Origin of the sequence: Klebsiella sp. 10982 (assembly GCF_048589245.1) — a bacterium.
Classification (GTDB): domain Bacteria; phylum Pseudomonadota; class Gammaproteobacteria; order Enterobacterales; family Enterobacteriaceae; genus Klebsiella; species Klebsiella quasivariicola.
Genome location: NZ_JBMAXV010000008.1, coordinates 65,796 through 88,757 on the forward strand (window position 1 = coordinate 65,796; position 22,962 = coordinate 88,757).

Sequence of the window (22,962 nt, forward strand, 5' to 3'; positions counted from 1 at the left end):
CAAAATAAAAAATTTGTGATAAGTTAATTCCATAAATCAACTATTACAGAATATTAATAAACCAAAACTAAACGAGGTTAAATATGTTTGGAATCTACCGAGGACGCCGCCTGGTACTGTACATCCTGCTAGCCATCATCGTTGCCACGCTGGTGGGATATAGCACTTATAGTTTTGTAAAAGCGCTGGCATAATAATGACGTTAATTTACAGACAACGGCTTTTAATTTAATTACAAATTATTTCAGATTAATTAACATGAGAACAAAAGGCAGACGATAATATTTAAAACAGGCGCATTAAGGCGAGTAAGAAAACAAAGCATATTGCGTTAGGCATTATTTTACCGGACAATATGTTTTTTAACTGATGATTAACATGATATGAAACATCCGCTGGAAACGCTGCTCTCCGCCGCCGGGATCTTACTGCTGGCCCTGCTCTCCTGTCTGCTGTTGCCCGCGCCTTCGCTGGGCCTGACGCTGGCGCAAAAGCTGGTTGAGACATTCCATATGATGGACCTCAACCAGCTCTATACCGTGCTGTTTTGTCTGTGGTTCTTAGCGCTGGGCGCCATTGAGTATCTGGTGCTGCGCTGGGTGTGGCGTCGCTGGTTTTCTCTCGAACGCTAATACCCGGAGGGGCGCGCCTCAGTGGGCGCGGCTGTGGTTCTCTTTACGGTAGGCGCCCGGCGGCTGATTGAAGGTCCGGGTGAAGACGCGGGTGAAGGTCTGTTGCGAATCGAAGCCGTACTTCAGGCAGATATCGTAGACCCGCTGATCGGTATCGCGCAGATCGCGGGCGGCCAGCAGCAGCTTCCTTTCGCGAATATAGCGCCCCAGGCTCTCTCCCTTGTACTGTAAAAACAGCCGTTGCAGATGCCATTTCGAATACCCGGCATGGCGAGCGATATCATCAATACGCAGCGGTTGATGCAGGTTGTCATCAATCCACTCGACGATAGTGTCAATCACCTGAGCGGAAATCGTCATATGCTCTCTCCTCTGATACTGCACTGGCGCTTAGCGCCACCAGGCGTTAAATGATTGCATCTTATCGGCGACCCACACCGGCTCGCCCTGCATTGGCGTCAGCAGACGCCATGCCCTTCCTTCGCTGGCAGCCGCCAGCCGTTGATACGGTTCATCCCAGCTGTGCTTCGCCAAAACGAATCGTCCTGCATGCCCAGGCAGCACCGCGCGAGCGCGCAGGTCGTCGGCAGCCTGAGCCGTTTCATCCGGCATCATGTGGATATATTTCCAGTCCTGGTCATACTGCCCGTTCTCCATGATCGCCAGATCAACCGGACCAAATTCATCACCAATCGCTTTGAAGTGCGGCCCATAGCCGCTGTCGCCGCTGTAATAAATTTTTTGCTGCGGGGTGACGAACAGAAAGCTGGCCCACAGCGTCTGGTTACGCTTCAGTCCACGGCCGGAAAAGTGCCGCGCCGGCAGAACGTGAACGGTGAATTCATCGCTGACCGGAATCTCCTGCTGCCAGTCCGCTTCGGTAATCAGCGCCCCGTCCATCCCCCAGTAGCGCAGATGCGACCCGACGCCCAGCGGCGTAATGACCCGCTTAATTTTCGGCAACAAGGCGCGGATGGTGGCGTAATCCAGATGGTCGTAGTGATCGTGGGAGATGATCAGCAGATCGATATCCGGCATCCCTTCCGCCCGCCACGGATAGTCGCCGGGAAACGCTTTATTGATAAAGGAGAACGGCGCCGCGTAATCGCTGAACACCGGGTCGATCAGGATGCGTTTTCCCGCCAGCTGCAGGTACCAGGAGGAGTGGCCAAGCCAGACCATCACATCCTGCCCCAGGGGCAGCGTCGCCAGGTCGGTCTTCACCAGCGGCAGCGGCTGAGCAGGACGGGCATTTTCCCGTTTGGTCATCAGGAAATCCCACCACGCCGCCAGCATATTTTTCTGCCCGGTGAACCCTGGCGTGGGCAATTGGTTATGGAACTGGCCGTCCCGGTAGTGGGGAGACGCTTCCACCTGGCTAAGCTGTGCCCCCTGCGGCGCCTTACCAAAACCGGCATTGAGGACAAACGGCAATGTCGTTGCTGCTGCGAGTAACATGATGGCGACCACGCTAAAAGTGACACGGTTCATATCCTGACCAGACAAAAGCCCCCATCCCGGAGGCTTTGTGATATAACTTGATTATGAGTGAGTACGCACTCATTATTAGGAAAGTGATGAAAGTCGTCAAGACGATTTTCAATTTTTGCGTTCCGCCGTTGCAGCGACCTGGTCAGACGTGCAAAGATCGGCGGTTTGTTTAAACCTGCGTGAGGAAAAAAGTAGTGGCTCGTCCAAAGAGTGAAGATAAAAAGCAAGCGTTACTGGAAGCTGCCACCGCGGCTTTCGCCCAGTCCGGCATCGCCGCCTCGACGTCGGCCATCGCCCGCAGCGCCGGTGTGGCCGAGGGGACGCTGTTTCGCTATTTCGCCACCAAGGATGAGTTGCTCAACGAATTGTACCTCGCCATTAAGCTGCGCCTGGTACGGATGATGATCGCCGGGCTGGATCCCGACGAAAAGCGCCCGAAAGAAAACGCGCGCAATATCTGGAACAGCTATATCGACTGGGGCCTGCGCAATCCAATGGAGCACAAGGCGATCCGCCGGATGGCGCTCAGCGAGCGCATCACCGACGAAACCCGTCGCCAGGTTAAAGAGAGCTTTCCGGAGCTCAACGAAATGTGCCAGCTGTCGGTGAAAGAAATATTCCTCAGCGAGGCGTACCGCGCCTTTGGCGACGCCCTGTTTCTGTCGCTGGCGGAGACCACCATTGAATTCGCCGGCCACGATCCGCAGCGCGCCCGGGAGATTATCGCCCTCGGCTTTGAAGCCATGTGGAGCGCCCTGCATGAGGCTGACGCCAAATGATCCCCGAGATGCTGCATCCCTGCGCCCATCGTATCGCCCTGACCTACCCGTTTACCGAGCACTGCTGGCCTTTTGGGCCAGAGTACGACGTGTTTAAGGTCGATGGCCGTATCTTTATGATCACCATGACCATTCGCGGCCGGGCGCTGGTCAACCTGAAGGCTGAGCCGCAGAAGTCGCTGCTGAATCAGGAAATTTATCGCAGTATCGAACCGGGCTACCATATGAACAAGAAACACTGGATCACGGTGGTGCCGGGAGAGGATATCAGCGAGGATCTGCTTGCCGAGTTGATTGACGATTCGTGGCATCAGGTGGTGAACAAGCTGAGTAAAAAGGCCCAGCAGCGCCTGCGTCCGCGCTGATTTTCAGCCAAATGCGATAAGTGTTATCGCATTTTTCACCCTTATCATTTGGCGATCTTCGCTGTACTCTTCCTCTCCTGAACGCACCGGTAAGGTGCTGTAAACTGTGAGGAAGAGTTATGGATATCGTATCGGTCGCTTTGAAGCGCTATTCCACCAAGGCCTTTGACGCCACGAAAAAGCTGACAGCCGGAGAAGCGGAACAGCTGAAAACGCTGCTGCAGTACAGCCCGTCTAGCACCAACTCCCAGCCGTGGCACTTTATCGTCGCCAGCACCGATGAAGGGAAAGCTCGCGTAGCCAAAGCCGCCAGCGGCACCTACGTGTTCAACGAACGTAAAATTCTCGACGCCTCGCACGTGGTGGTATTCTGCGCGAAAACGGCAATGGACGACGCGTGGCTTGAGCGCGTGGTGGATCAGGAAGAGGCCGATGGCCGTTTCGCCACCCCGGACGCAAAAGCCGCTAACCACAAGGGCCGCACCTTCTTTGCCGATATGCACCGTAAAGAGCTGAAAGATGACGATCAGTGGATGGCGAAGCAGGTGTATCTCAACGTCGGCAATTTCCTGCTGGGCGTGGCGGCGATGGGCCTCGACGCCGTGCCGATCGAAGGGGTCGATTTTGCGATCCTCGATGAGGAATTTGACCTGAAAGCCCAGGGCTATACCAGCCTGGTGGTCGTCCCGGTTGGCCACCATAGCGTGGAAGATTTCAACGCCACCCTGCCGAAATCGCGTCTGCCGCAGTCGACCACCATTACCGAGATTTAATCCCTCCACCAGGCGCCTTTCACCGGGCGCCTCCGGTGCCGCTTGTTATTGCCGGGTGGCGGCTACGCCTGACCCGGCCTACGTAACCATATCTCTATCAGATTGTTACCCCTCAACGTAGGCCCGCGCAAGCGCAGCGCCGCCGGGCAGGGGCAGTGGGCGCGGAGCGGCTTTTATGCCGGGCGGCGGCTCACGCCTTGCCCGTCCTACGGTTCGTGCGACCTGTTGGTGATTGACCCACTTGCGCGATTGAAACTGCCGGTTTTCTCCCTCTCCCTGTGGGAGAGGGCCGGGGTGAGGGCAGCAGAGTGCCCCCACTCCCCGGAGCCGTAGCCCGATGCGCCGTTGTTTTGTCGGGTGGCGCTTCGCTTGCCCGTCCTGGGGTTCGTGCGACCTGTTGGTGATTGATCCACTTGCGCGATTGAAACTGCCGGTTTTCTCCCTCTCCCTGTGGGAGAGGGCCGGGGTGAGGGCAGCAGAGTGCCCCCACTCCCCGGAGCCGTAGCCCGATGCGCCGTTGTTTTGTCGGGTGGCGCTTCGCTTACCCGTCCTGGGGTTCGTGCGACCTGCCGTTAATTTGAGCCCGCAAGTGAATCGCCACCGACCGCGTTAGTAAAGTAAAACTTGTGGGTGCTTTATACCGCAGGCTAACGCGTATCGCGTTAAGGTATCCAGACTGGCGCGGGTGACATTGGCTTCCATTCTGGAGACCGTTGGCGCACTCACCCCCATCCTCTGCGCCACCTGGGCCCGGGTCAGCCCCGCCTGCTCGCGCCATTGCGCCAGCATAGTACGTAATCGCTGTTGACGTTCTTGCGCATCGAATGCAGCCTTAACCTCAGGCTGGCTAAGCAGTTCTGTTTTTAACGTATCCCAGTCAATGATCTTTTTACTCATTGCGCATCTCCTCCAATCGCTTCAGCGCCAGGCGAATTTCCGATGACGGGGTTTTTTGCGTTTTCTTAACAAAAACCCGTAGCAGAAAGAGCGTCTTGCCTTGCTGAAAAACGTAAATCCCTCGCCCCTGTACCGAACCTAACGCACGAATTTCAAATAGCCCCTGCCCCAGCGGTTTACTGTCAGGTTCTCTCAGCGCGGTGGGATTTTGGCGTAACTTGTCTAATTGCCGGATCATCTTCGCCTGGACAATGGGCGCAAGCGCCTGCAATTCCTTTTTAACGTCCACATGCACAACCAAACTGAACATCAGACTCCCTTCCTCTGGATGTTAGCATATAAGACAAATTGCCTTAAAGGCTAATTTTTGCGATACCCGGCAAGCCTATACTCATTTGCAGCCAATCGCAGAAAAATGTGCTGAAACTGGAATCAGGGACGAAAAAGGCCGCGACTGAGCGCGGCCTGAGTGGTTAGCGTTCTCAACGCGAGATTAGTTGTTCCCCACCCGCCCTTCGCCCGCGTGCCAGATGCGCTCGGCATAGCGGCCAATCACCGCCAGCGAGACGGCAAGGATCAGGAAAAACAGCACCTTGTGCATCCCGTTCCAGAAAAACTCAAAGAAGCGGGTATAGAGATTGATTGCCAGGAAGGTTAGCCCGAAGCCGCGAAGCATTCCATCATCGGTTTTCAGGCTGATAAAAATGCAGACGCCGGCCGCCGCGGCAAACAGCAGCCCCCACGGCAGGAGTCGCGCCTGGCTCACCTTGTACCAGCTGTCAGCGTCGTAATTACCGAAAATCGACAGGATCCACAGCGCAATAAACAGGTACGTGAGGCCCATCGCCTTGCTGACGGTAAACAGCTGCCGCTGGCGAAGCAGGGACTGCGCGCCGTAGCAGAGCGCCAGCAGCGCGCCGCCGAACAGCACGAAGCGAATCGGGTAGTTCATGCCCAGCCAGTAGGCGCCCCACCCCGAGACATAGCCGGTTTCGGCGCCAAACCAGTTGCCCAGCGCCAGCAGGAAAAAGAGCCACACCAGCCCGGAGCGGGCAATATAGCCGATGGCACCGTAAATCACGCACCCAACCAGAAACAGCGGTGCGATATGGCCGCTGCCGTTATCCAGCCGTTCGCCAAGCTGCCATAGCGCCACGGCGGTAAAGACGACGCCCATAAACAAAATCGCCTCGGTGCTGTAGTGCCACTGCGTCTCCCGCCGCTGGCGGCGAAAACCCCAGACGTAGCAGGCGGCGGCCAGCAGCGCAGGCAGCAGGATCCGCGTCAGCGCCGAGTGGCTGAACAGGCTCAGCAGCCACGCCATCAGTTCGCTGTCGGCGAACAGACTGCCCAGGGCAATCAGCACGCAGGCCAGCGCGGTCCAGAAGGCATAGCGGCTCAGGCGCCGCCAGTCGAAGGGGGAGACGCGCAGCGTTTGCGCCAGCCGCTGGCTGTCCGCCGGGGTTAACTCCCCGCTGGCCTGCCAGGCGTTCAGCGCGCGCTGAATAATGCGCTGCTCTTTTCGGGTTACGTTCATAGGCATTCCTTGAGACTGATGACAAACCTGTTCGCTAATGTGCTCGCCTTTCTGCCGGGCAGCAGCTGTCGTCTTCCCCGGCCTACTTAATCATTTATATATCAGATTGTTACCCCTTACCGTAAGCCCGCGTAAGCGCAACGCCGCCGGACATGATATCAGGCTCGATACCCGTCATATTGCCGGGTGGCGGCTACGCCTGACCCGGCCTACGGTCCCTTGCCCGGCCTGAGGTCCATGCGACCTGTTGTTCATTTACCCACTTGCGCTGCTGAAACTGCCGGTGCTGGCGGCCTCAACATCGCTGAGACGTTCCCGGAAGGCCGGGGCAGCCCGCATGGATGCGGGCTGAGGGCCGTGTTTTGCATGGACGCTGCCTCGGCCCGACCCGAAGCCTGCAGGGATAAGTCGAAGGCACCACGCAGTGGCGATGTTGCTGGCCGGAGCCCGGGGGTACAGGGGGCGGCGGCGACTGGCCGCCCCCTGTGCGCTCCCTGCGCCGTAAGAGACATAACGCAGAAGACTAACCGGGAGCGCAATGTGCGCTGAAGCCACAGATAACATAAAAGACTTCCCTGCAGTGCTTTCCCTCACCCTACCCCTCTCCCGGAGGGAGAGGGAACCGTCCAGCAGCGCCGGCCGGGCAATACCCGAAGATGGCACATTGCCAGCCATCTGATTCCTTGTGATTAATGTTGGTCCAGCCACGCCAGCGCCTGCTCGCCCGCCTCGTCCATCGGCAGATAGACCAGCAGGCGCGAGCCGTTGCGCGGCGCCGAATACCAGTACATCTGCTGCAGACTGAATCGCCCGAGCTGCGGGTGGTTAAAATGTTTAATCTGGTTTTCCACGCCGCGCACCTCATAACGCTGATGCCACAGCGCTTCAAACTCCGACGAGGCGGCGAAAAAGCGCGCCAGCTTGTTTTCCCACGCCGGATCGCCGCGGTGCTCGGCCATCGCGGCGCGAAAATAAGAGACGAAGGTCGGCAGCACATCGCGATTTTCGATCCGGCTGCGCCAGGTCTCATGGGTCAGATAGAGATAAATGCAGTTGCGATCTTCTTCCGGAAGGGTGGCAAAATCGATGCCCATCAGGCGGCAGAAGCTGTCGTTCCAGGCCACAATATCAAAGTTCGGTTTCTGAATGCTGGCCGGCTGCGGCATCAGGCTGTCCAGCATCCGGCGGGTGCCGGGGCTGATGCCTTCGCACACCGTCACCTGAGTCGCTTCTGGCGGGGTCAGCCCGGCCAGCACGAACAGGTGCCGGGTCTCCAGCGGACTGCACTGTAGGGCATTTGCCACCCCCACCAGTACCGCCTCCGACGGATTCACCTCCCGCCCCTGCTCCAGCCAGGTGTACCAGGTGACGCCGACGTCGGCGAGCATCGCCACCTCTTCCCGACGCAGGCCCGGCGTGCGCCGGCGGCCCACCCGGGGCAACCCCAGGCGCTGCGGATCGAGGCTTTCGCGGCGGGCGCGCAGAAACGCCCCCAGCTGTTTACGTCGATCGTCCGGCACAGCGATCGTCAACTCCCGTTGCGGCATCGTGGTCATCACCACCTCCAGCATAGTAGTGCCAGTACCAGTATAGACAGGAACTGGTACCCGTTTAATTTATCGGTAATGCTACGTCGGTCTGCTGAATGACGCAATGGAGAATCCCATGAATACGTCTGCTGTTTCACCCGGCCGTGCCGGTCTGTGGCTGCTGCTGGGCGGCCAGATGTTGCCGCTTATTGATACCTCGATCACCAATGTGGCGCTCGATTCCATCACCCACACCCTGGCGGCCAGCGCTACCCAACTGGAGCTTATCGTCGCGCTCTACGGCGTCGCCTTTGCCGTCTGCCTGGCGATGGGCAGTAAGCTTGGCGATAACTATGGCCGCCGACGCCTGTTTATGTGGGGCGTCGCCCTCTTTGGCATCGCTTCCCTGCTGTGCGGGATGGCGAACAGCATCGGCGCCCTGCTGGCGGCCCGCACCCTGCAGGGCGCCGGGGCGGCGCTGATTGTGCCGCAGATCCTCGCGACCCTGCACGTCACCCTCAAAGGCCCCGCCCACGCCCGGGCCATCAGCCTGTATGGCGGCATCGGCGGCATCGCCTTTATCGTCGGTCAGATGGGCGGCGGCTGGCTGGTGTCGGCGGATATCGCCGGGCTGGGCTGGCGCAACGCCTTTTTTATCAATGTGCCGATCTGCCTGCTGGTGCTGGCCCTGAGCCGCCGCTATGTGCCGGAAACCCGTCGCGAGACGCCGTCGCGTATTGACTGGCAGGGCACGCTGTATCTCGCGCTGATCCTCTGCTGCCTGCTGTTCCCGATGGCCCTCGGCCCGGAGCTGCACTGGCCGCTGTGGCTGCAGCTGATGCTGGTGGCGGTCCTGCCGCTGCTGTTCGCCATGCGTCAGAGCGCCCTGCGCCAGCAGCAGCGTGGCGACCATCCTCTGCTGCCGCCGCGTCTGCTGCAGTTGACCAGCATCCGCTTCGGGATGGCCATCGCCCTGCTGTTTTTCAGCGCCTGGTCCGGCTTTATGTTCTGCATGGCGCTGACCATGCAGGAGGGGCTGGGGATGGCGCCGTGGCAGTCCGGCAATAGCTTTATCGCCCTCGGCGTGGCCTATTTTATTTCGGCGCTGTATGCCCCGCGGCTTATCGCCCGCTACAGCATGGGGCGGATCCTGCTGACCGGTCTGGCGGTGCAGATCGCCGGACTCCTGCTGCTGTGCGCCACCTTCTCCCGCTTCGGCGTCGCCACCAACACCCTGACGCTGGTTCCCGCCACGGCGCTGATCGGCTATGGCCAGGCGCTGATCGTCAACAGCTTTTATCGGATTGGTATGCGCGATATCAGCGCCAGCGACGCCGGGGCCGGGAGCGCAATCCTCAGCACCCTGCAGCAGGCGACCCTCGGTCTCGGACCGGCTATCCTTGGTTCGCTGTTCCTGGCGCTGGCCCGTCGCGGCGGCGGCAACTATCCGCAAGCGCTGATTGATTTTCTGCTGGTCGAGGTGGCCATGATGCTGTTGCTGGGGGCCATCGCGCTGTGGCTACGCCATCATCTCAACCGACAGCCGGCGACGGTGGCCTCGTAATACCGGCGGCGGTAATTTGCATAATAGCTATCCAGCGGTCATCATACCCGCTGGATATTCAGGAGACGTTATGCAGGAATTAATATCGCAAATTGCCGCCTTAGGAATCGAAATAACCCCCACCCGCTCGCTGATGATTATCTTCGGCATTATCTTGTTCACCGCCGTGGTCGTGCATCTGATATTGCACAAAGTGGTCCTGCGCGCATTTGAAAAACGGGCGCTGGCCAGCAGCCATCTGTGGCTGCAAATCATCACGCAGAATAAACTCTTTCACCGACTGGCTTTTACCCTGCAGGGGATCATCGTCAACGTCCAGGCGGTGCTGTGGCTGCAAAAAGGCAGCGAGGCGGCGGAAATATTAACCACCGTGGCCCAGCTGTGGGTGATGATATATGCCATGCTGTCCTTCTTCTCGCTGCTGGATGTGATCTTAAAGCTGGCGCAGAAATTTCCCGCCGCCTCTCAGCTACCGCTTAAAGGCATATTCCAGGGAATTAAGCTGGTGACGGCGATTATTATCGGCATTCTGATTATTTCCCTGCTGATAGGCCAGTCGCCGGCAATCCTGATTAGCGGGCTCGGCGCCATGGCCGCGGTGCTGATGCTGGTGTTTAAAGATCCGATCCTCGGCCTGGTGGCCGGTATTCAGCTCTCTGCCAACGATATGCTCAAGCTTGGCGACTGGCTGGAGATGCCGAAATACGGCGCCGATGGCGCGGTGATCGATATCGGCCTCACCACGGTCAAGGTGCGCAACTGGGACAATACCATCACCACCATTCCGACCTGGTCGCTGGTCTCTGACTCGTTTAAAAACTGGAGCGGCATGTCGGCCTCCGGCGGCCGCCGCATCAAACGCAGCCTTAACATCGACACCACCAGCATTCATTTTCTTGATGAACAGGAGCAGCAGCGCCTGATCCGGGCGAAATTACTCAAACCCTATATGGATTCACGCCACGAGGAGATTAGCGCCTGGAACCAGCAGTACGCCGGGGAGCAATCGATCCTCAACGAGCGGCGGATGACCAATGTCGGCACCTTCCGCGCCTATCTGCAGGAGTATTTACGCCATCATCCGCGCATCCGCCAGGATATGACCCTGATGGTGCGCCAGCTGGCGCCGGATGCCAACGGCCTGCCGATCGAGATCTACTGCTTCACCAACACCGTGGTATGGGCGGAATATGAGGGGATCCAGGCGGATATTTTCGACCATGTCTTCGCTGTGGTGGATGAGTTTGGCTTACGCATTCATCAAACGCCCACCGGCAACGATATTCGCGCGCTGACCGGCGCCTTCTCCCGCTGATCCTCAGACGCTGGCGCGGTCTATCACGCGCCAGTCCATCATCACCCGCTCGACGGCAGCGTCGGGATCGTCGATGCGTTTCATCAGTAGAGACACCGCCGTACGGCCGATCGCCCGGGAGGGCTGTTCGACGGTGGTCAGCTGCGGGGAGACCACTTCCGCCAGCTCGGTGCCATCGAAGCCGATCACCGCGATATCCTCCGGCACCCGCAGTCCGGCCTGGGCGATAGCCCGCAGCGCCCCGGCGGCGAGGGAGTCCGAAACGGCAAACACCGCATCGGGCTTCTCGTCTTGCGACAGCAGTTGCTCCATCGCCCGTTTACCGGCCGCCGCGCTAAGATCCTGCGCGTAGGTCACCTGCTGATAGGCCAGACCGTGCACGTGCAGTACGCTTTTATAGCCGCGCTCGCGCAGGCGGGCGTAGCGATAGCTCAGGTCGTGATTAATGAGCGCAATGCGGCGGCGGCCGCTGTCGGCCAGCCGGGACACCGCCCCCTGAGCCGCCTCGACGTCGTTAATCCCGACGCAGGAGATGCTGCCGGTGTCGGCATACTCCGCGCACTGCACCCAGGGCGCGTCGCCAATCATGGTGGTCAGTTCCGGCAGGCTGGAGAGCGCGTTCATGGTAATAATGCCGTCGACCATTTTGCCGGAGAGCAGCTGCAGGCCCGAGGTCGAGCGGGCCAGATCCGACCCGGAGTTACACAGCAGAATGCGATAGCCATTCTTCTCCGCCTCTTCTTCTATCCCCTTCACCACCTCGGCGCAAAAGGGGTTAGCGATATTGGAGACCATCACCAGGATCATATTGCTGCGGGCGGTTCGCAGCTGACGCGCCAGCAGGTTCGGCTGATAGTTACTCTCTTTGATCGCCTGCAGCACGCGCTCACGGTTTTTGGCTTTTACCGTATCGCTGTTGTTCAGCACCCGCGACACCGTGGCCACCGAGACGCCGGCCAGACGAGCAATTTTCTGAATAGACATAAACCCTGCACTTCCTGCGATAGAGGTGGATCCTGCAGGCTATCATAAATGACCTCTGATTGGCCTGCCAGCCTGGCGCGAAAGCGCGGTAGCACGCGAGAAAACTATTAAAAATCAGGGCTTCTCTCCCACCTCGTTAACGCGCATCCTTTTGCCGCTCCACCCGGTTCGCGCTCTGGCGACTGTCCCCTGGCGCCCTTTTCTTCGTTTATGATTAAGGATGATATCTTTATGAGGCTCTCCACCGCAGTTCTCGCCCTTAGCTGTACCCTGGCTACACTCACCGGCTGTACCTCGTCAAAATCGTCACCGGAACGCCATGCCTACGCGTTTGTCGCCCACCGTTCTGATTTCGTCGGCGGCAATTTCACCGTCAATCGCCAGGAAAATTACCGTTTAAATCTGCCGACCTTTAAGGCGATGTATGCCCGCGGGCAGCAGGATAAAGCCGCTGGCATGAGCGAAAGCGATGCCCGCCGCACCGCCGAGGCCATCAAACAGCAGGCGGCGCAGGGTACCCGCACCGAGCATACCTTTACCGGCAACGCCAGCGACAAATGGGATAATGCGATGGAAAATAAAGACGCCGTCCTGTTCGGCAACGCGCTCTCCGGTACCTATCTCGACGGCTATCTTGGGGTGAAATAATCCTGCGCTCAGCGTTCGACGCTGACCCAGCGCTGCTGCTGATGGCTTTTGACGATCGCCTCGATGATGTACATCACATCGGCGCCGTCGTCGAAAGCGGCGAAGCGCCGGGCCCCGGCCTCCGGCATCTTCCCGGCGCGCACCGCCTGATAAAAATGCCCCATCATATTTTTAAAGGCGTCCGGCCAGCCCTCAATATGGCCGCCGGGATAGTGGGCGCTGGCGGCGGCCTCCGGCCGCAGCAGGCTCGGGTCGTCGCTGAGCAGACGATCCGGTTGCTCGCGATGGCCGATCCACAGCCGCTGGGGCACTTCCTGATCCCAGGCCAGGGAGCAGAGACTGCCGTTAATCTCTACCGTCAGACCGTTTTTTCTGCCGGCGCTGACCTGGGAGACCATAAAGCTACCCTTGCTGCCATCGTCAAAACGCAACAGCACCGAGCCAAAGTCCTCGGTATCGACAGGCCGGGTTTCATATGCCTGCGCCTCGTGAACGGCGCTGAAGGTCGCTTTGCCAGTGACGGGCGCTTTTCGCGTCGGCCAGACGATAGACAGATCCGCCATCACCTCGACAATCCGCCGACCGGTCATAAACTGCACGGTATCGCACCAGTGGGAGCCGATGTCTGCCACCGTCCGCGACGCGCCGCCCTGCGCCGAATCGACCCGCCAGTTGTAGTCGGTCTCCAGCAGCATCCAGTCCTGTAAATAGCTGCCGTGGGCCGCGAAGATTCTGCCGACCTCGCCATGGCGGATCATCGCCGCCGCCTGCTGGACCATAGCGAACTGGCGATAGACGAAGCTGACGCCATGCACCACGCCGGCCCGGGCGGCAAGCGCCACCAGCTCCCGCGCCTCCCCCGCCGTCATACACAGCGGCTTTTCCGAGAAGACGTGCAGCCCGGCGGCGAGGATCTGCCGGTTAATCTGGGCATGCAAATGGTTCGGCGTACAGTTATGCACCACCTGCAGCCCCGGATGGGCCAGCAGCGCCTCCACGCTGTCGTAGGCATGGGCAATGTTCAGCGCGTTTGCTTTGTGCTGCGCCGCTTCAAGGCTGCTGTCGCACAGCGCCACGACCTCAACATCCCCCAGACGCCGCAGCGCCTCCAGATGCGCCGGGCCAATAAACCCTGCCCCGATAATCGCAACCTGAATCATGTTACTCCCTCCCGCCGGCGGCAAAGTCATCAAAGGCCCGCCCGGCAACGGGAATGATATGGCGGCGGATAAACTCGTTGCCCTCGCGCGCGCCGGTCTCACTATCCTTCAGGCAGCACTCCCACTCCAGCACCGCCCAGCCGGCAAAATCATATTCGGTCAGCTTACTGAACACCCCTTTGAAGTCGATCTGCCCGTCGCCGGGAGAGCGGAAACGCCCGGCCCGCTGCTGCCAGGGCTGGTATCCACCGTAGACGCCATTGCGCCCGTTGCGGCGAAATTCGGCGTCCTTGACGTGAAACGCTTTAATACGCGCATGATAGATATCGATATAGGTCAGGTAGTCCATCTGCTGCAGATGCAGGTGGCTCGGGTCATAGAGCATATTGCAGCGCGGATGGTTATCCACCAGCGCGAGAAAACGCTCAAAGGTCACGCCATCGTGCAGGTCTTCGCCGGGGTGGATCTCATAGCAGACATCGACCCCCTGCTCGTCGAAGAGGTCCAGCAGCGGCCGCCAGCGCCGGGCCAGCTCGGCAAAGGCCTCATCCAGAAGCGGCTGATTGTGCGGCGGCCACGGATAAAAAAAGGGCCATGCCAGCGCCCCGGAAAAGGTCGCGTGCGCCTGCAGCCCCAGGCGGCCGGAGGCTACCGCCGCCTGGCGCACTTTCTCCACCGCCCAGCGCTGGCGCGCCTGCGGATCGCCATGTAACGCGGCTGGGGCAAAGGCGTCAAACGCCGCGTCATACGCCGGATGCACCGCCACCAGCTGTCCTTCAAGGTGAGTGGACAGCTCGCTGATCACCAGCCCATGCTCCGCCAGGATGCCGCTGACCTCGTCGCAGTAGGTCTGGCTCGCCGCCGCCCGCTCGACATCAAAAATCGCCGGGTGGTTGCAGGGGATTTGCAATGCCTTGTACCCCAGGCCGGCGGCCCACTGCGCTATCCCCGCCAGGGTGTTGAACGGCGCCTGCGGCCCGATAAACTGCGCCAGAAAAATGCCCGGTCCCTTAATCGTTTTCATACACCCTCCTGAAAAATTAGTGCGGCTCTTTCTCGTTGTACTGGAAAGAGAAAAGGAAAATCAGCGCGATAACCGCGGCGGCCACCGCCGGGATCCACCAGAAGGTCACCCAGGCCTGAGGCACGCTCTGGCCGGCCACCAGATGGTTATACAGCGCGCCGGAGATCTGCGAGCCCAGCAGCATGCCGATCCCGTAGGTGAACATCACAATCATGCTCTGCGCCTGGCCTTTGACCTTCTCGCCCGCCACGCGGTCGGTGTAGATAAAGCCGACGACAAAGAAAAAGTCATAGCACACGCCGTGCAGCAAAATGCCCAGATAGAGCAGGAAGCGTCCCTCCTCGCTGACTCCGAGGGCGAAAAAGGCGTAGCGGACAAACCACGCCGCCATGCCGATGAGCAGCATGTATTTCACCCCGAGGCGACGGAACAGCAGCGGGATCACCAGCATAAAGACGATCTCTGACATCTGGCCGAAGGACATCGCGGTGCTGACATCTTTAACGCCGGCATCCGCCAGATACGACGCGGTATAGGCGTAATAGGTGCCTAACGGCACGGAAATTAAGGTGGCGCAGAGGGAGAAAATCAGGAAATGGCGGGTTTTCAGCAGCGCGAAGGCGTCCGCACACAGCAGATCGCGAAACTGCACCGGCATGCCTTTGGCCGGCGCCGGGGTATGGGGCAGCGTCAGGCTGTAGATCGCCAGCGCCACCGAACAGAGCGCCGCCACGGTGAAGATGCCGGTGGTATCAGAGATGCCGGTCACCCCGATGCAGATCCCGGCGATAATCCAGCCGATGGTGCCGAACACGCGGACCACCGGGAAGGTTTTATCGATATTGGCCAGGCTGTGGAACGCAATATTGTTGGTCAGCGCCAGGGTCGGCATATAGCACAGCGTATAGCCGAACAGCAGGCCAATCAGCAGGGCGCCGTTCTGCGCCACCAGCGCCTGGGGGACAAACCACAGGATTGCCGCCCCGGCGAGGTGCATCACCGCCATCACCTTCTGCGAGGCGAAAAAGCGATCCACCAGCATTCCCAGCACAAAGGGGGACAGGATGGAGGCGATTGGCCCGGCGGAGAACGCATCGCCGATCAGCAATGACATCTCATAGCGGGTCATCACCAGCCCCAGGGTCACCGACCAGCTTCCCCAGATAAAGAACTGCATAAACATCATTAACGACAGCCGCGGCACCAGAAAACGGTGGCTCACGCGGGCACTTGCCTGACCTTCGGTTGTGGTGATCATGTTGCTTGCCCTCAAAAAGTAATCGATTACAAAATCGCTCAACACAAAAGTAATCGATTACAAAAAGAAGATCGCCAGGCAAATTCCCCACCTGCGAAGAGGATCACAATAAAAAGGCAGGCAGCCCCGCCGGACGGCGGGGCGTCTCGCTTACGCCGGGCGGCGCAGCAGTTTGAAGGCGATAAACAGGAACAGGATCCACACCGGCAGCAGGATTGCCGACAGGCGCATGCCGTCGATAGTGCACATCAGCACCAGAATCAACCCAAGGAAAGCAATGCAGAAGTAGTTGCTGGCGGGCGCCAGCAGCGCTTTAAACTTCGATTCACGCCCTTTGCGGCGCTGGGCGGCGCGGAACTTCAGGTGCGCCATACAGATCATGATCCAGTTCAGGAGCAGCGTCGCCACCACCAGGGCCATCAGCAGCCCCAGCGCTTCATGCGGCAGCAGGTAGTTCAGCACCACCACCAGCGAAGTGATAATTCCGGAGAGCAGCAGAGAGTTCACCGGCACGCCGCGTTTGCTGACGCGGGCGAGGAACGTCGGCGCATTGCCCTGCACCGACAGGCCGAACAACATCCGGCTGTTGGAGTACACGCCGCTGTTATAGACCGACAGCGAGGCCACCAGAATGACGAAGTTCAGCGCGGACGCCACCATGTTGCTGTCGAGATGATGGAAAATCATCACAAACGGGCTGCTGTCGGATTTGATCTCCACCCACGGGTAGAGCGCCAGCAGCACCACCAGCGAACCGATATAGAACAGCAGGATACGATAAACCACCTGGTTCACCGCTTTCGGGATGCTCTTTTCCGGGTTTTGCGCTTCGGCGGCGGTGATGCCGATAAGCTCCAGCCCGCCGAAGGAGAACATAATCACCGCCAGCGACAGAATAAGACCGTGCCAGCCGGTGGCGAGGAAGCCGCCGTGTTTCCACAGGTTGTCGAACCCGGCGTTGCTGCCGCCGTGGCCGCCAAACAGCATCCACAGGCCAAAGGCAATCATGCCGATAATCGCCAGCACTTTTATCAGCGCGAACCAGAACTCGGCTTCGCCATACAGTCGCACGTTGACCAGGTTGACGGCGTTAATAATGAGGAAGAAGGCCGCCGCCCAGACCCAGGTCGGGACGTCGGGCAGCCAGTACTGCATGTAGATCCCGGCGGCGGTCAGCTCCGCCATCCCCACCAGCACGAACATCACCCAGTAGTTCCAGCCGGACAGGAAGCCGGCGAACGGGCCCCAGTATTTGTAGGCAAAGTGGGCAAAGGAGCCGGATACCGGCTCTTCCACCACCATTTCGCCCAGCTGGCGCATGATCAGAAAAGCGACAATCCCGGCCACGGCGTAGCCCAGTAAGACCGCCGGACCGGCCATCTGGATAGCGGGACCAATGCCGAGAAACAGGCCGGTACCAATCGCGCCGCCAAGGGCGATAAGTTGAATGTGTCGGTTCTGTAAACCGCGATGAAGCGTCGGGCCACTTTCCGTGACGGTCTCCGACGACGTTGACGCGTCTTTCACGTCGTTCCCCTGTGTGTTTTTGTGAAGGGGCACCTTTTATCACTTAGGGGGGATTGTCGCAAGTTGCATGGGGCGAGCGTCAGCCGCCCGCCCCGCTTTTTTTAGCGTCAGAAGTCGTAGCTCATTGAGACGCGGACGGTACGCGGATCGCCTTCGAACAGGTAAGTACCGGTATCGTCAATGCCAGACCAGTACTTCTCGTTGGTCACGTTGGTCACCCCGACGCGCCAGATCATTTCGTTCTGGTCGGCGTTCAGACGCATACGATAGCGCAGACCTAAATCCAGGGTGGTGTAGCTATCCAGCTTTTTGGTATTGGCCGCATCGGCATACTGCGACCCGCTATGATTGGCGCGCGCGGTAGCGGTCAGGCCTTCCACCGGCTTGATGTCATATTCGGCGCCGAGTACCGCGTAGAAGTTAGCCACCCCGATGGCATCTTTACCGTCGGTTGCGCCTTCAGCGGTTTTAGTCTGTTTTGCATCCAGCCAGACGGTACTGGCATTAAGACGCAGTCCCAGCATCGGCTCGCCAAAGACGTTCATCTCTACGCCGCGGTTACGCTGCTCGCCGTCGAGGCCGTAATTGCCAGCGGTATCGGAAATGGCGTTCGGTTTTTTGATTTCAAACAGCGCCAGCGATCCTCCGATCGTACCGTAGTCGATCTTGACGCCCACTTCGTCCTGCTTCGAGTGCGCGATCCCGGTACTCTGCCCGGCATTGGCCGCCGTCGTCGGCGCCACAGAGCCCGGCTGCAGCGCTTCGGTATGGTTAGCATACAGCGACAGCTGCTCCCACGGCTTGTACACCAGGCCAAACGTCGGCATCCAGCGGCTTTGGGTATAACGCGAAGAGGTATCTTCCAGCCCGGTGGCGTTGCTGTAGTTGCGCACAACCACTTTCTGATGACGAGCGGCGGCGGTAAACAGCACTTTATCGTTAAAGAAGCCGAGGGTATCACTCAGCAGCCAGCCCTGCGTACGGCTGCGCGAGGTGACCAGCGGATCGTGGTAGTTGCCGCCAAAATAGGCGTTATCCGGCATCGCCACATCATGGTTGTCATAGATATTAGTGGTCGGGTTCCCGGCCGACATCCGCCAGGCGGTCGCATCGGTATGCACCTGCGCCGCATAGCCGAGGTTCACCTTATGCGAAATCGCGCCGGTATTGAAATCGCCGCGTACCCCGCCCATGCCGCTGATCGCGTCGATAATGCGGTTAGTATCCAGGCGGCCCACCGTCGCATCGCCGTTTTTATTCAGAAGCTTCGGCGCGCTGTAGGTACCAATTTCATGCGAATGCTGGCCGCCGAGGGCGCTGTATACCGTCCAGCTATCGGTCAGGTCATATTCTGCCTTCGCCATGCCGAACTCGCTTTCGATATCGCTATAGCCCCACTTCTGGCTGTAGTTTTTGCTGTTGTCCGGCAGCGCCGGAACGAAATCCACGCCGCTGATATTGACGCCCATCGTACCGCCGTGGAACGTTTTCTTCTGATAGCCGAAATCGAGCGAGGAGCGGAAACGGTCGCCGCGGTAATCAAGCCCCAGCGAAGCCAGTGTGGTACGACGTTTATCATTATCAATAGCGCCTTCACCCTCGCGGTGCACCAGGTTGACCCGGGCGCCGAACTGGTTGTTGTCGCCGAAACGCCGCCCCAGGTCGAGGGTGCCGCCCACCTGAGAATCAGAGGTATAGTCGACGCCAACGCGCGCGGTCGGCAGATCTTCCGCCCGCTTCGGCTCGAGGTTAATCATCCCGCCGACGCCGCTGCTGGCCGCGCCGTTAAGCAGGCTGTTAGCCCCTTTGAAAATTTCAACGCGCTCCAGCATCTGGGTGTCCATCACCTGACGCGGCACCACGCCCGCCAGGCCGCCCATCGTCATGTCATCGCCATCGAGCTTAAACCCGCGGATTCGATAGGTCTCGGCGAAGTTGCCGTAGCCCTGTACGGCCTGCACGCCAGCGTCGTTACTGACGACATCGGCGATAGTTTTCGCCTGCTGATCCTGAATCAGCTTCGAGGTATAGCCGATGACGTTAAACGGGACGTCCATCGCTTTTTGTTCGCCAAGCATCCCCAGACGGCCGCCGTGGGCGATCTGGCCATCGAGGAATGCCGGAACCACCAGGTCGCCGCCGGATTTAAAATCGCTGGTTTCATTAGCCTCGACGATGAGGGTCTCTTCGCCAGGCTGCTTCGCGGCGGCAGCGTCCGCGGCCATCGCCGTTTGACTGGCGGCGCCGATGGCTAAGGCCAGCAGCGTTTTACGCAGCGGGAAGGATGAATAGTGCGTGGTGTGCATAATTTGCCCCATGGATGAGGATAAATGGATCAAAGGGCCCGTCGCCGGACCCGTTATTTTTATTGCGCGTTCAGGTCGATACGTACGACGCTGTCCGGGCCTTTAGTGGAGTGGTCTTTATTGAAGGGCTGTTTGACGGTGACAAACAGCGTCTGACCATCGGCGGAAAGCAGCAGGCTGTTGGGATTGGCCGGCAGCGCCCAGCTTTTCTTCAGCGTGTAGCGGCTGGCGTCAAGGCTGATGACCTTGCCGGATTCACGCTGTGAAATATAAATTTCGTGGCGTTTCTTATTGAACTGCACCGCCAGCGAATCGCCGACGTCGAGCTGTTTAAGCAGCTTGCCGCTGTGAATATCCAGCACCAGAGTGGTTTTCGCTTTCGAGTTGTCGGTCACGAACAGACGGCCGGTGTCGCTATCTTCGGCCATATTAAGCAGCAGCGCCGGCTTGTCGCCCAGCGGCTTCCAGCGCTGTTCAATGCGTTGGTTACGCGGGTTGATCACCAGAATTTCACCGCTGCCGTTAGCGGCGTACACGCGACCGGTTTGCGCGGAGTAGTGCAGGCCGGTCATCCATTTACCGGTATTTTTAATCCGCGTTTTCAGCTTCAGAGTGGTGGCGTCAACCACCCAGATTTGCGCCGGGTCGGCGACCGCGCCAACGTAGAGAGTATTATTCAGCAACAGCAGCTGACGGGCCCCATAAGGGCGACCTTTTTCATTGCGCTCGCTGAACAGCAGACGGTTTTTTACCTTGCCGGTGGCGGTGTCGATAGCGCTGATGCCGCCGTCCAGCGAATTGCTGACATACAGCGTTTTACCCTCCGCAGAGAGCTGTAAAGCGAAGTTTTTCAGATCGGTGTGCGTCAGGCCGATGGTATTGAGGGTGTGCGGATCCAGTGTGTAAACCGCCCCGCCCTGCACATTTTTAAAGCCTTCAGCGCTGGCGACGTACAGCGCATCACCCTGCGGGCTTAACGCCATCTCGTACAGCCCTTCCGCTAGCTGGCGCTGCAGCGGTTGCGCCACGTTAGGGACTGGCGAGTCGACAACCGGTTGGGAAACGGCAGAGGAATGAGGCGTCGCGCAGCCGCTTAACGCCGCGCTGATGGCCAGCGTCAACGCCGGAAGTGTGTATTTCATTGGATCAACCCTATAAAAAATCAATGACCCGATGGACGCGCAGCGGCCGATATTGTGTGTTTCCAGCCTGCTGTCTTTACGTCACCCTACGCCTTCGCGACTCTTAGTGAACGACTCACTGGCGCAGCTCGAACCTTGCCAAAATTACGAATGAAAAAGAGAATGAGAACTATACTCATTATCCAGTGTCAAACAAGTCTTGGCGGGCAAAAAAGATAATCTGCTGATTTTTTTTACGGCAATGGCGGATTAGGAGGGGAAGAAAGGATCCGTGACGGGAAAAGCGTCCCGGAAGCGATGCCGTGCACCGCCCGGGTTGCAGGCCAGAAGGCACACAATGTGTTGCCTATCTGGCGCAAAGCGACACATAACAGCGCTATGTCGCTGAACGGCGATTAATAGCGCACCATCACCGACTTCAGCTCCGTATAATCATCGATAAACGCGCTGCCGAATTCGCGCCCGATGCCCGAGCCCTTCATGCCGCCGAACGGCACCGCCGGGTCGAGGAAAGTATGCATATTGACCCACACGATGCCGGCGTCAATCGCCTCCGAGTAGCGCAGCGCCTGACGAATATTATCCGACCAGACGCTGGCCGCCAGGCCATACGGTGAGGCATTGATCCGCGCCAGCGCCTCTTCTTCACTGCGATAGCCGATAAAACTGCACACCGGACCGAAGGTCTCCTCGCGCATCAGGGTGCTCTCTTCGCTGCGGACTTTGACCGCGGTCGGCTGCAGGAAATAACCCTCCCCCGGCAGCGCTTCGCCGCCGCAGACGATGGTATCCCCCTCGTCGCGCGCGGTCTGGATCAGTTTGAGCACTTTCTCGTACTGCTGGCGGTTGGCCAGCGGCCCCATCAGCGTTTGTTCATCCAGCGGCGACCCCGGCGCGAAGGCGCTAAGCTTGTCTTTCAGCAGCGCCAGCACCGCATCCAGTTTGCCCTGCGGCAGATAAAAACGCTCCGCAGCGGCGCAAATCTGCCCCTGGTTCAGGTAGCCGGCTTCAATAATGCCGTTGACCATCGCCTCCGGCGTCAGGTCATCGAGGAACAGCGCGGCGTTTTTACCCCCCAGCTCAAGGGTCACCCGCTTACCTGAGGCACTGGCCGACTGCTGGACTTTTTCACCGGTGGCCACCGAGCCGGTGAAGCTCACCTTGGCGCAGGCCGGATGCGCGATCAGCCGCTGGGCAATCTCGCCGCCGGCGCCGTTGACCACGTTAATCACCCCATCCGGAATACCCACCGCTTTTGCCAGCTCCGCCACCCGCAGCAGCGTCAGCGGCGTATACTCGCTCGGCTTGAGGACGATGGTGCAGCCGCAGACCAGGGCCGCCGCCAGCTTCCAGATGGCAATCATGATGGAGAAGTTCCACGGTACGATGCCGACCACCACCCCCAGCGGCTGGCGGCGGGTAAAGGCGGTATATTTCTCCCCGCTCATGGAGGGGAGCGACACATCCAGCGTCTCGCCCGTCACCTTCCCCGCCCAGCCGGCGAAGTAGCGCAGGAACGCCACCGATTGATCCAGCTCGAGCATCCGCGCCAGCATGATGGTTTTACCGGAGCAGAGACTTTCCAGCTGCGCCAGCGCTTCACGATGTTCGGCCAGGGCATCCGCCAGCTTCAGCAGCAGCGCGCCGCGCGCCAGCGTCGGCATCTCGCGCCACTGATTAAACGCCTGGCGGGCGCTCTCCATCGCGCGATCCGCCTGGCCGACATCCGCCGCCGTGACCTCAGCAATCGCCTGTCCGGTCGCCGGGTTGATCACCGCGAACGGCGCGCCGCGGCCCGCTTCATGTTGACCAGCAATAAACTGCCCGTGCGGCTGGCGTAAAAAGGCGGTCACTTCCGCCAGTAAGGTTATCTCGCTCATCGTCAGCACCCGTTTTTCAGCAAAGTGAGTCCATCACAACACGGCTTATCGCCGCCGCCCATCGTTCTAAAGAACGTCATTCTTCCGGACGATATTCAACGCCCGCGCGGCGTGCTGTGATGAGGACCTTGAGCCAGGCAAGACCACAGGG

At 59.3% G+C, this 22,962-nt stretch carries 21 protein-coding genes; 7 read left to right on the forward strand and 14 right to left on the reverse strand.

Going from position 1 to position 22,962, the window contains the following annotated elements:
- The first annotated feature begins 383 nt into the window (after positions 1-383).
- Positions 384-632, forward strand: a complete 249-nt coding sequence (locus ACKLKD_RS09540; protein ID WP_002893037.1) for a DUF1158 domain-containing protein — start codon at positions 384-386, stop codon at positions 630-632.
- An 18-nt stretch (positions 633-650) separates the two neighbouring features.
- On the opposite strand, the gene ACKLKD_RS09545 is transcribed toward ACKLKD_RS09540, so the two are convergent.
- Together ACKLKD_RS09545 and ACKLKD_RS09550 are read right to left on the reverse strand one after the other, a co-directional pair.
- The gene (locus ACKLKD_RS09545) at positions 651-992 is read right to left on the reverse strand and encodes a RamA family antibiotic efflux transcriptional regulator (protein ID WP_002893035.1); all 342 of its coding nucleotides are present in this window, start codon (positions 990-992) and stop codon (positions 651-653) included.
- 30 nt (positions 993-1,022) lie between these two features.
- Complete coding sequence (locus ACKLKD_RS09550; RefSeq protein WP_165931832.1) at positions 1,023-2,138, reverse strand: MBL fold metallo-hydrolase; 1,116 nt, start codon at positions 2,136-2,138, stop codon at positions 1,023-1,025.
- 179 nt (positions 2,139-2,317) lie between these two features.
- Here ACKLKD_RS09550 and ACKLKD_RS09555 point away from each other — a divergent pair, with 179 nt between their 5' ends.
- From ACKLKD_RS09555 to nfsB, 3 genes are all read left to right on the forward strand, one after another.
- Complete coding sequence (locus ACKLKD_RS09555; protein ID WP_025714466.1) at positions 2,318-2,902, forward strand: TetR/AcrR family transcriptional regulator; 585 nt, start codon at positions 2,318-2,320, stop codon at positions 2,900-2,902.
- The gene (locus ACKLKD_RS09560; protein ID WP_025714467.1) at positions 2,899-3,267 is read left to right on the forward strand and encodes an MmcQ/YjbR family DNA-binding protein; all 369 of its coding nucleotides are present in this window, start codon (positions 2,899-2,901) and stop codon (positions 3,265-3,267) included. Before ACKLKD_RS09555 ends, ACKLKD_RS09560 begins: the two co-directional genes overlap by 4 nt.
- 119 nt (positions 3,268-3,386) lie before the next feature.
- Entirely contained in the window at positions 3,387-4,040 is a 654-nt protein-coding gene (gene nfsB / locus ACKLKD_RS09565) for an oxygen-insensitive NAD(P)H nitroreductase (protein ID WP_025714468.1), read from the forward strand.
- Positions 4,041-4,649: 609 nt separating this feature from the next.
- Here the strand turns inward: nfsB and ACKLKD_RS09570 are convergent.
- The 4 genes from ACKLKD_RS09570 to ACKLKD_RS09585 form a co-directional block, all read right to left on the reverse strand.
- The gene (locus ACKLKD_RS09570) at positions 4,650-4,937 is read right to left on the reverse strand and encodes a helix-turn-helix domain-containing protein (RefSeq protein ID WP_087806286.1); all 288 of its coding nucleotides are present in this window, start codon (positions 4,935-4,937) and stop codon (positions 4,650-4,652) included.
- Positions 4,930-5,247, reverse strand: a complete 318-nt coding sequence (locus ACKLKD_RS09575; protein WP_087806288.1) for a type II toxin-antitoxin system RelE/ParE family toxin — start codon at positions 5,245-5,247, stop codon at positions 4,930-4,932. The genes ACKLKD_RS09570 and ACKLKD_RS09575 overlap by 8 nt, the downstream gene beginning before the upstream one ends.
- 183 nt (positions 5,248-5,430) lie before the next feature.
- Positions 5,431-6,474 (reverse strand): DUF2157 domain-containing protein, encoded by a 1,044-nt coding sequence (locus ACKLKD_RS09580; protein ID WP_087806290.1) that lies wholly within the window; start codon positions 6,472-6,474, stop codon positions 5,431-5,433.
- A 689-nt stretch (positions 6,475-7,163) separates the two neighbouring features.
- Positions 7,164-8,030, reverse strand: coding sequence for a helix-turn-helix transcriptional regulator (locus ACKLKD_RS09585; protein ID WP_008805530.1), 867 nt, complete (start codon positions 8,028-8,030; stop codon positions 7,164-7,166).
- Positions 8,031-8,139: 109 nt separating this feature from the next.
- Here ACKLKD_RS09585 and ACKLKD_RS09590 point away from each other — a divergent pair, with 109 nt between their 5' ends.
- On the forward strand, positions 8,140-9,567 hold the full coding sequence (locus ACKLKD_RS09590) for an MFS transporter (RefSeq protein ID WP_025714926.1): 1,428 nt from the start codon (positions 8,140-8,142) through the stop codon (positions 9,565-9,567).
- 70 nt (positions 9,568-9,637) lie between these two features.
- Positions 9,638-10,882 (forward strand): mechanosensitive ion channel family protein, encoded by a 1,245-nt coding sequence (locus tag ACKLKD_RS09595; RefSeq protein ID WP_004142570.1) that lies wholly within the window; start codon positions 9,638-9,640, stop codon positions 10,880-10,882.
- Positions 10,883-10,885: 3 nt separating this feature from the next.
- On the opposite strand, the gene ACKLKD_RS09600 is transcribed toward ACKLKD_RS09595, so the two are convergent.
- Positions 10,886-11,866, reverse strand: a complete 981-nt coding sequence (locus tag ACKLKD_RS09600) for a LacI family DNA-binding transcriptional regulator (RefSeq protein WP_004176981.1) — start codon at positions 11,864-11,866, stop codon at positions 10,886-10,888.
- Between the two features lie 231 nt (positions 11,867-12,097).
- Between ACKLKD_RS09600 and ACKLKD_RS09605 the strand changes: the two genes are divergently transcribed.
- Entirely contained in the window at positions 12,098-12,514 is a 417-nt protein-coding gene (locus tag ACKLKD_RS09605) for an Exc2 family lipoprotein (RefSeq protein ID WP_025714923.1), read from the forward strand.
- 8 nt (positions 12,515-12,522) lie between these two features.
- Here ACKLKD_RS09605 and ACKLKD_RS09610 read toward each other — a convergent pair whose 3' ends face one another.
- The 7 genes from ACKLKD_RS09610 to ACKLKD_RS09640 form a co-directional block, all read right to left on the reverse strand.
- Positions 12,523-13,674 carry a Gfo/Idh/MocA family protein gene (locus ACKLKD_RS09610; RefSeq protein ID WP_025714922.1) on the reverse strand — a complete coding sequence of 384 codons (1,152 nt, stop codon included), beginning with the start codon at positions 13,672-13,674 and terminating at the stop codon, positions 12,523-12,525.
- Position 13,675: 1 nt separating this feature from the next.
- The gene (locus tag ACKLKD_RS09615; RefSeq protein WP_087806294.1) at positions 13,676-14,698 is read right to left on the reverse strand and encodes a sugar phosphate isomerase/epimerase family protein; all 1,023 of its coding nucleotides are present in this window, start codon (positions 14,696-14,698) and stop codon (positions 13,676-13,678) included.
- A gap of 16 nt (positions 14,699-14,714) precedes the next feature.
- Positions 14,715-15,920 (reverse strand): MFS transporter, encoded by a 1,206-nt coding sequence (locus tag ACKLKD_RS09620; protein WP_025714919.1) that lies wholly within the window; start codon positions 15,918-15,920, stop codon positions 14,715-14,717.
- A gap of 186 nt (positions 15,921-16,106) precedes the next feature.
- Entirely contained in the window at positions 16,107-17,483 is a 1,377-nt protein-coding gene (gene pheP / locus ACKLKD_RS09625) for a phenylalanine transporter (RefSeq protein ID WP_087806296.1), read from the reverse strand.
- A 107-nt stretch (positions 17,484-17,590) separates the two neighbouring features.
- Positions 17,591-19,789 carry a TonB-dependent receptor gene (locus ACKLKD_RS09630; protein ID WP_087806298.1) on the reverse strand — a complete coding sequence of 733 codons (2,199 nt, stop codon included), beginning with the start codon at positions 19,787-19,789 and terminating at the stop codon, positions 17,591-17,593.
- Positions 19,790-19,848: 59 nt separating this feature from the next.
- Entirely contained in the window at positions 19,849-20,931 is a 1,083-nt protein-coding gene (locus tag ACKLKD_RS09635; protein ID WP_004147457.1) for a YncE family protein, read from the reverse strand.
- 395 nt (positions 20,932-21,326) lie between these two features.
- Complete coding sequence (locus ACKLKD_RS09640) at positions 21,327-22,811, reverse strand: aldehyde dehydrogenase family protein (protein WP_025714916.1); 1,485 nt, start codon at positions 22,809-22,811, stop codon at positions 21,327-21,329.
- Positions 22,812-22,962 lie beyond the last annotated feature (151 nt).

What these genes read in the sequence shown, in the direction of transcription:
- ACKLKD_RS09540 (WP_002893037.1), top strand. Translation starts at nt 384, where the DNA reads ATGAAACATCCGCTGGAAACGCTGCTCTCCGCCGCCGGGATCTTACTG.
- ACKLKD_RS09545 (WP_002893035.1), bottom strand. Translation starts at nt 992, where the DNA reads ATGACGATTTCCGCTCAGGTGATTGACACTATCGTCGAGTGGATTGAT.
- ACKLKD_RS09560 (WP_025714467.1), top strand. Translation starts at nt 2,899, where the DNA reads ATGATCCCCGAGATGCTGCATCCCTGCGCCCATCGTATCGCCCTGACC.
- nfsB (WP_025714468.1), top strand. Translation starts at nt 3,387, where the DNA reads ATGGATATCGTATCGGTCGCTTTGAAGCGCTATTCCACCAAGGCCTTT.
- ACKLKD_RS09570 (WP_087806286.1), bottom strand. Translation starts at nt 4,937, where the DNA reads ATGAGTAAAAAGATCATTGACTGGGATACGTTAAAAACAGAACTGCTT.
- ACKLKD_RS09575 (WP_087806288.1), bottom strand. Translation starts at nt 5,247, where the DNA reads ATGTTCAGTTTGGTTGTGCATGTGGACGTTAAAAAGGAATTGCAGGCG.
- ACKLKD_RS09580 (WP_087806290.1), bottom strand. Translation starts at nt 6,474, where the DNA reads ATGAACGTAACCCGAAAAGAGCAGCGCATTATTCAGCGCGCGCTGAAC.
- ACKLKD_RS09585 (WP_008805530.1), bottom strand. Translation starts at nt 8,030, where the DNA reads ATGACCACGATGCCGCAACGGGAGTTGACGATCGCTGTGCCGGACGAT.
- ACKLKD_RS09590 (WP_025714926.1), top strand. Translation starts at nt 8,140, where the DNA reads ATGAATACGTCTGCTGTTTCACCCGGCCGTGCCGGTCTGTGGCTGCTG.
- ACKLKD_RS09595 (WP_004142570.1), top strand. Translation starts at nt 9,638, where the DNA reads ATGCAGGAATTAATATCGCAAATTGCCGCCTTAGGAATCGAAATAACC.
- ACKLKD_RS09600 (WP_004176981.1), bottom strand. Translation starts at nt 11,866, where the DNA reads ATGTCTATTCAGAAAATTGCTCGTCTGGCCGGCGTCTCGGTGGCCACG.
- ACKLKD_RS09605 (WP_025714923.1), top strand. Translation starts at nt 12,098, where the DNA reads ATGAGGCTCTCCACCGCAGTTCTCGCCCTTAGCTGTACCCTGGCTACA.
- ACKLKD_RS09610 (WP_025714922.1), bottom strand. Translation starts at nt 13,674, where the DNA reads ATGATTCAGGTTGCGATTATCGGGGCAGGGTTTATTGGCCCGGCGCAT.
- ACKLKD_RS09615 (WP_087806294.1), bottom strand. Translation starts at nt 14,698, where the DNA reads ATGAAAACGATTAAGGGACCGGGCATTTTTCTGGCGCAGTTTATCGGG.
- ACKLKD_RS09630 (WP_087806298.1), bottom strand. Translation starts at nt 19,789, where the DNA reads ATGCACACCACGCACTATTCATCCTTCCCGCTGCGTAAAACGCTGCTG.
- ACKLKD_RS09635 (WP_004147457.1), bottom strand. Translation starts at nt 20,931, where the DNA reads ATGAAATACACACTTCCGGCGTTGACGCTGGCCATCAGCGCGGCGTTA.
- ACKLKD_RS09640 (WP_025714916.1), bottom strand. Translation starts at nt 22,811, where the DNA reads ATGAGCGAGATAACCTTACTGGCGGAAGTGACCGCCTTTTTACGCCAG.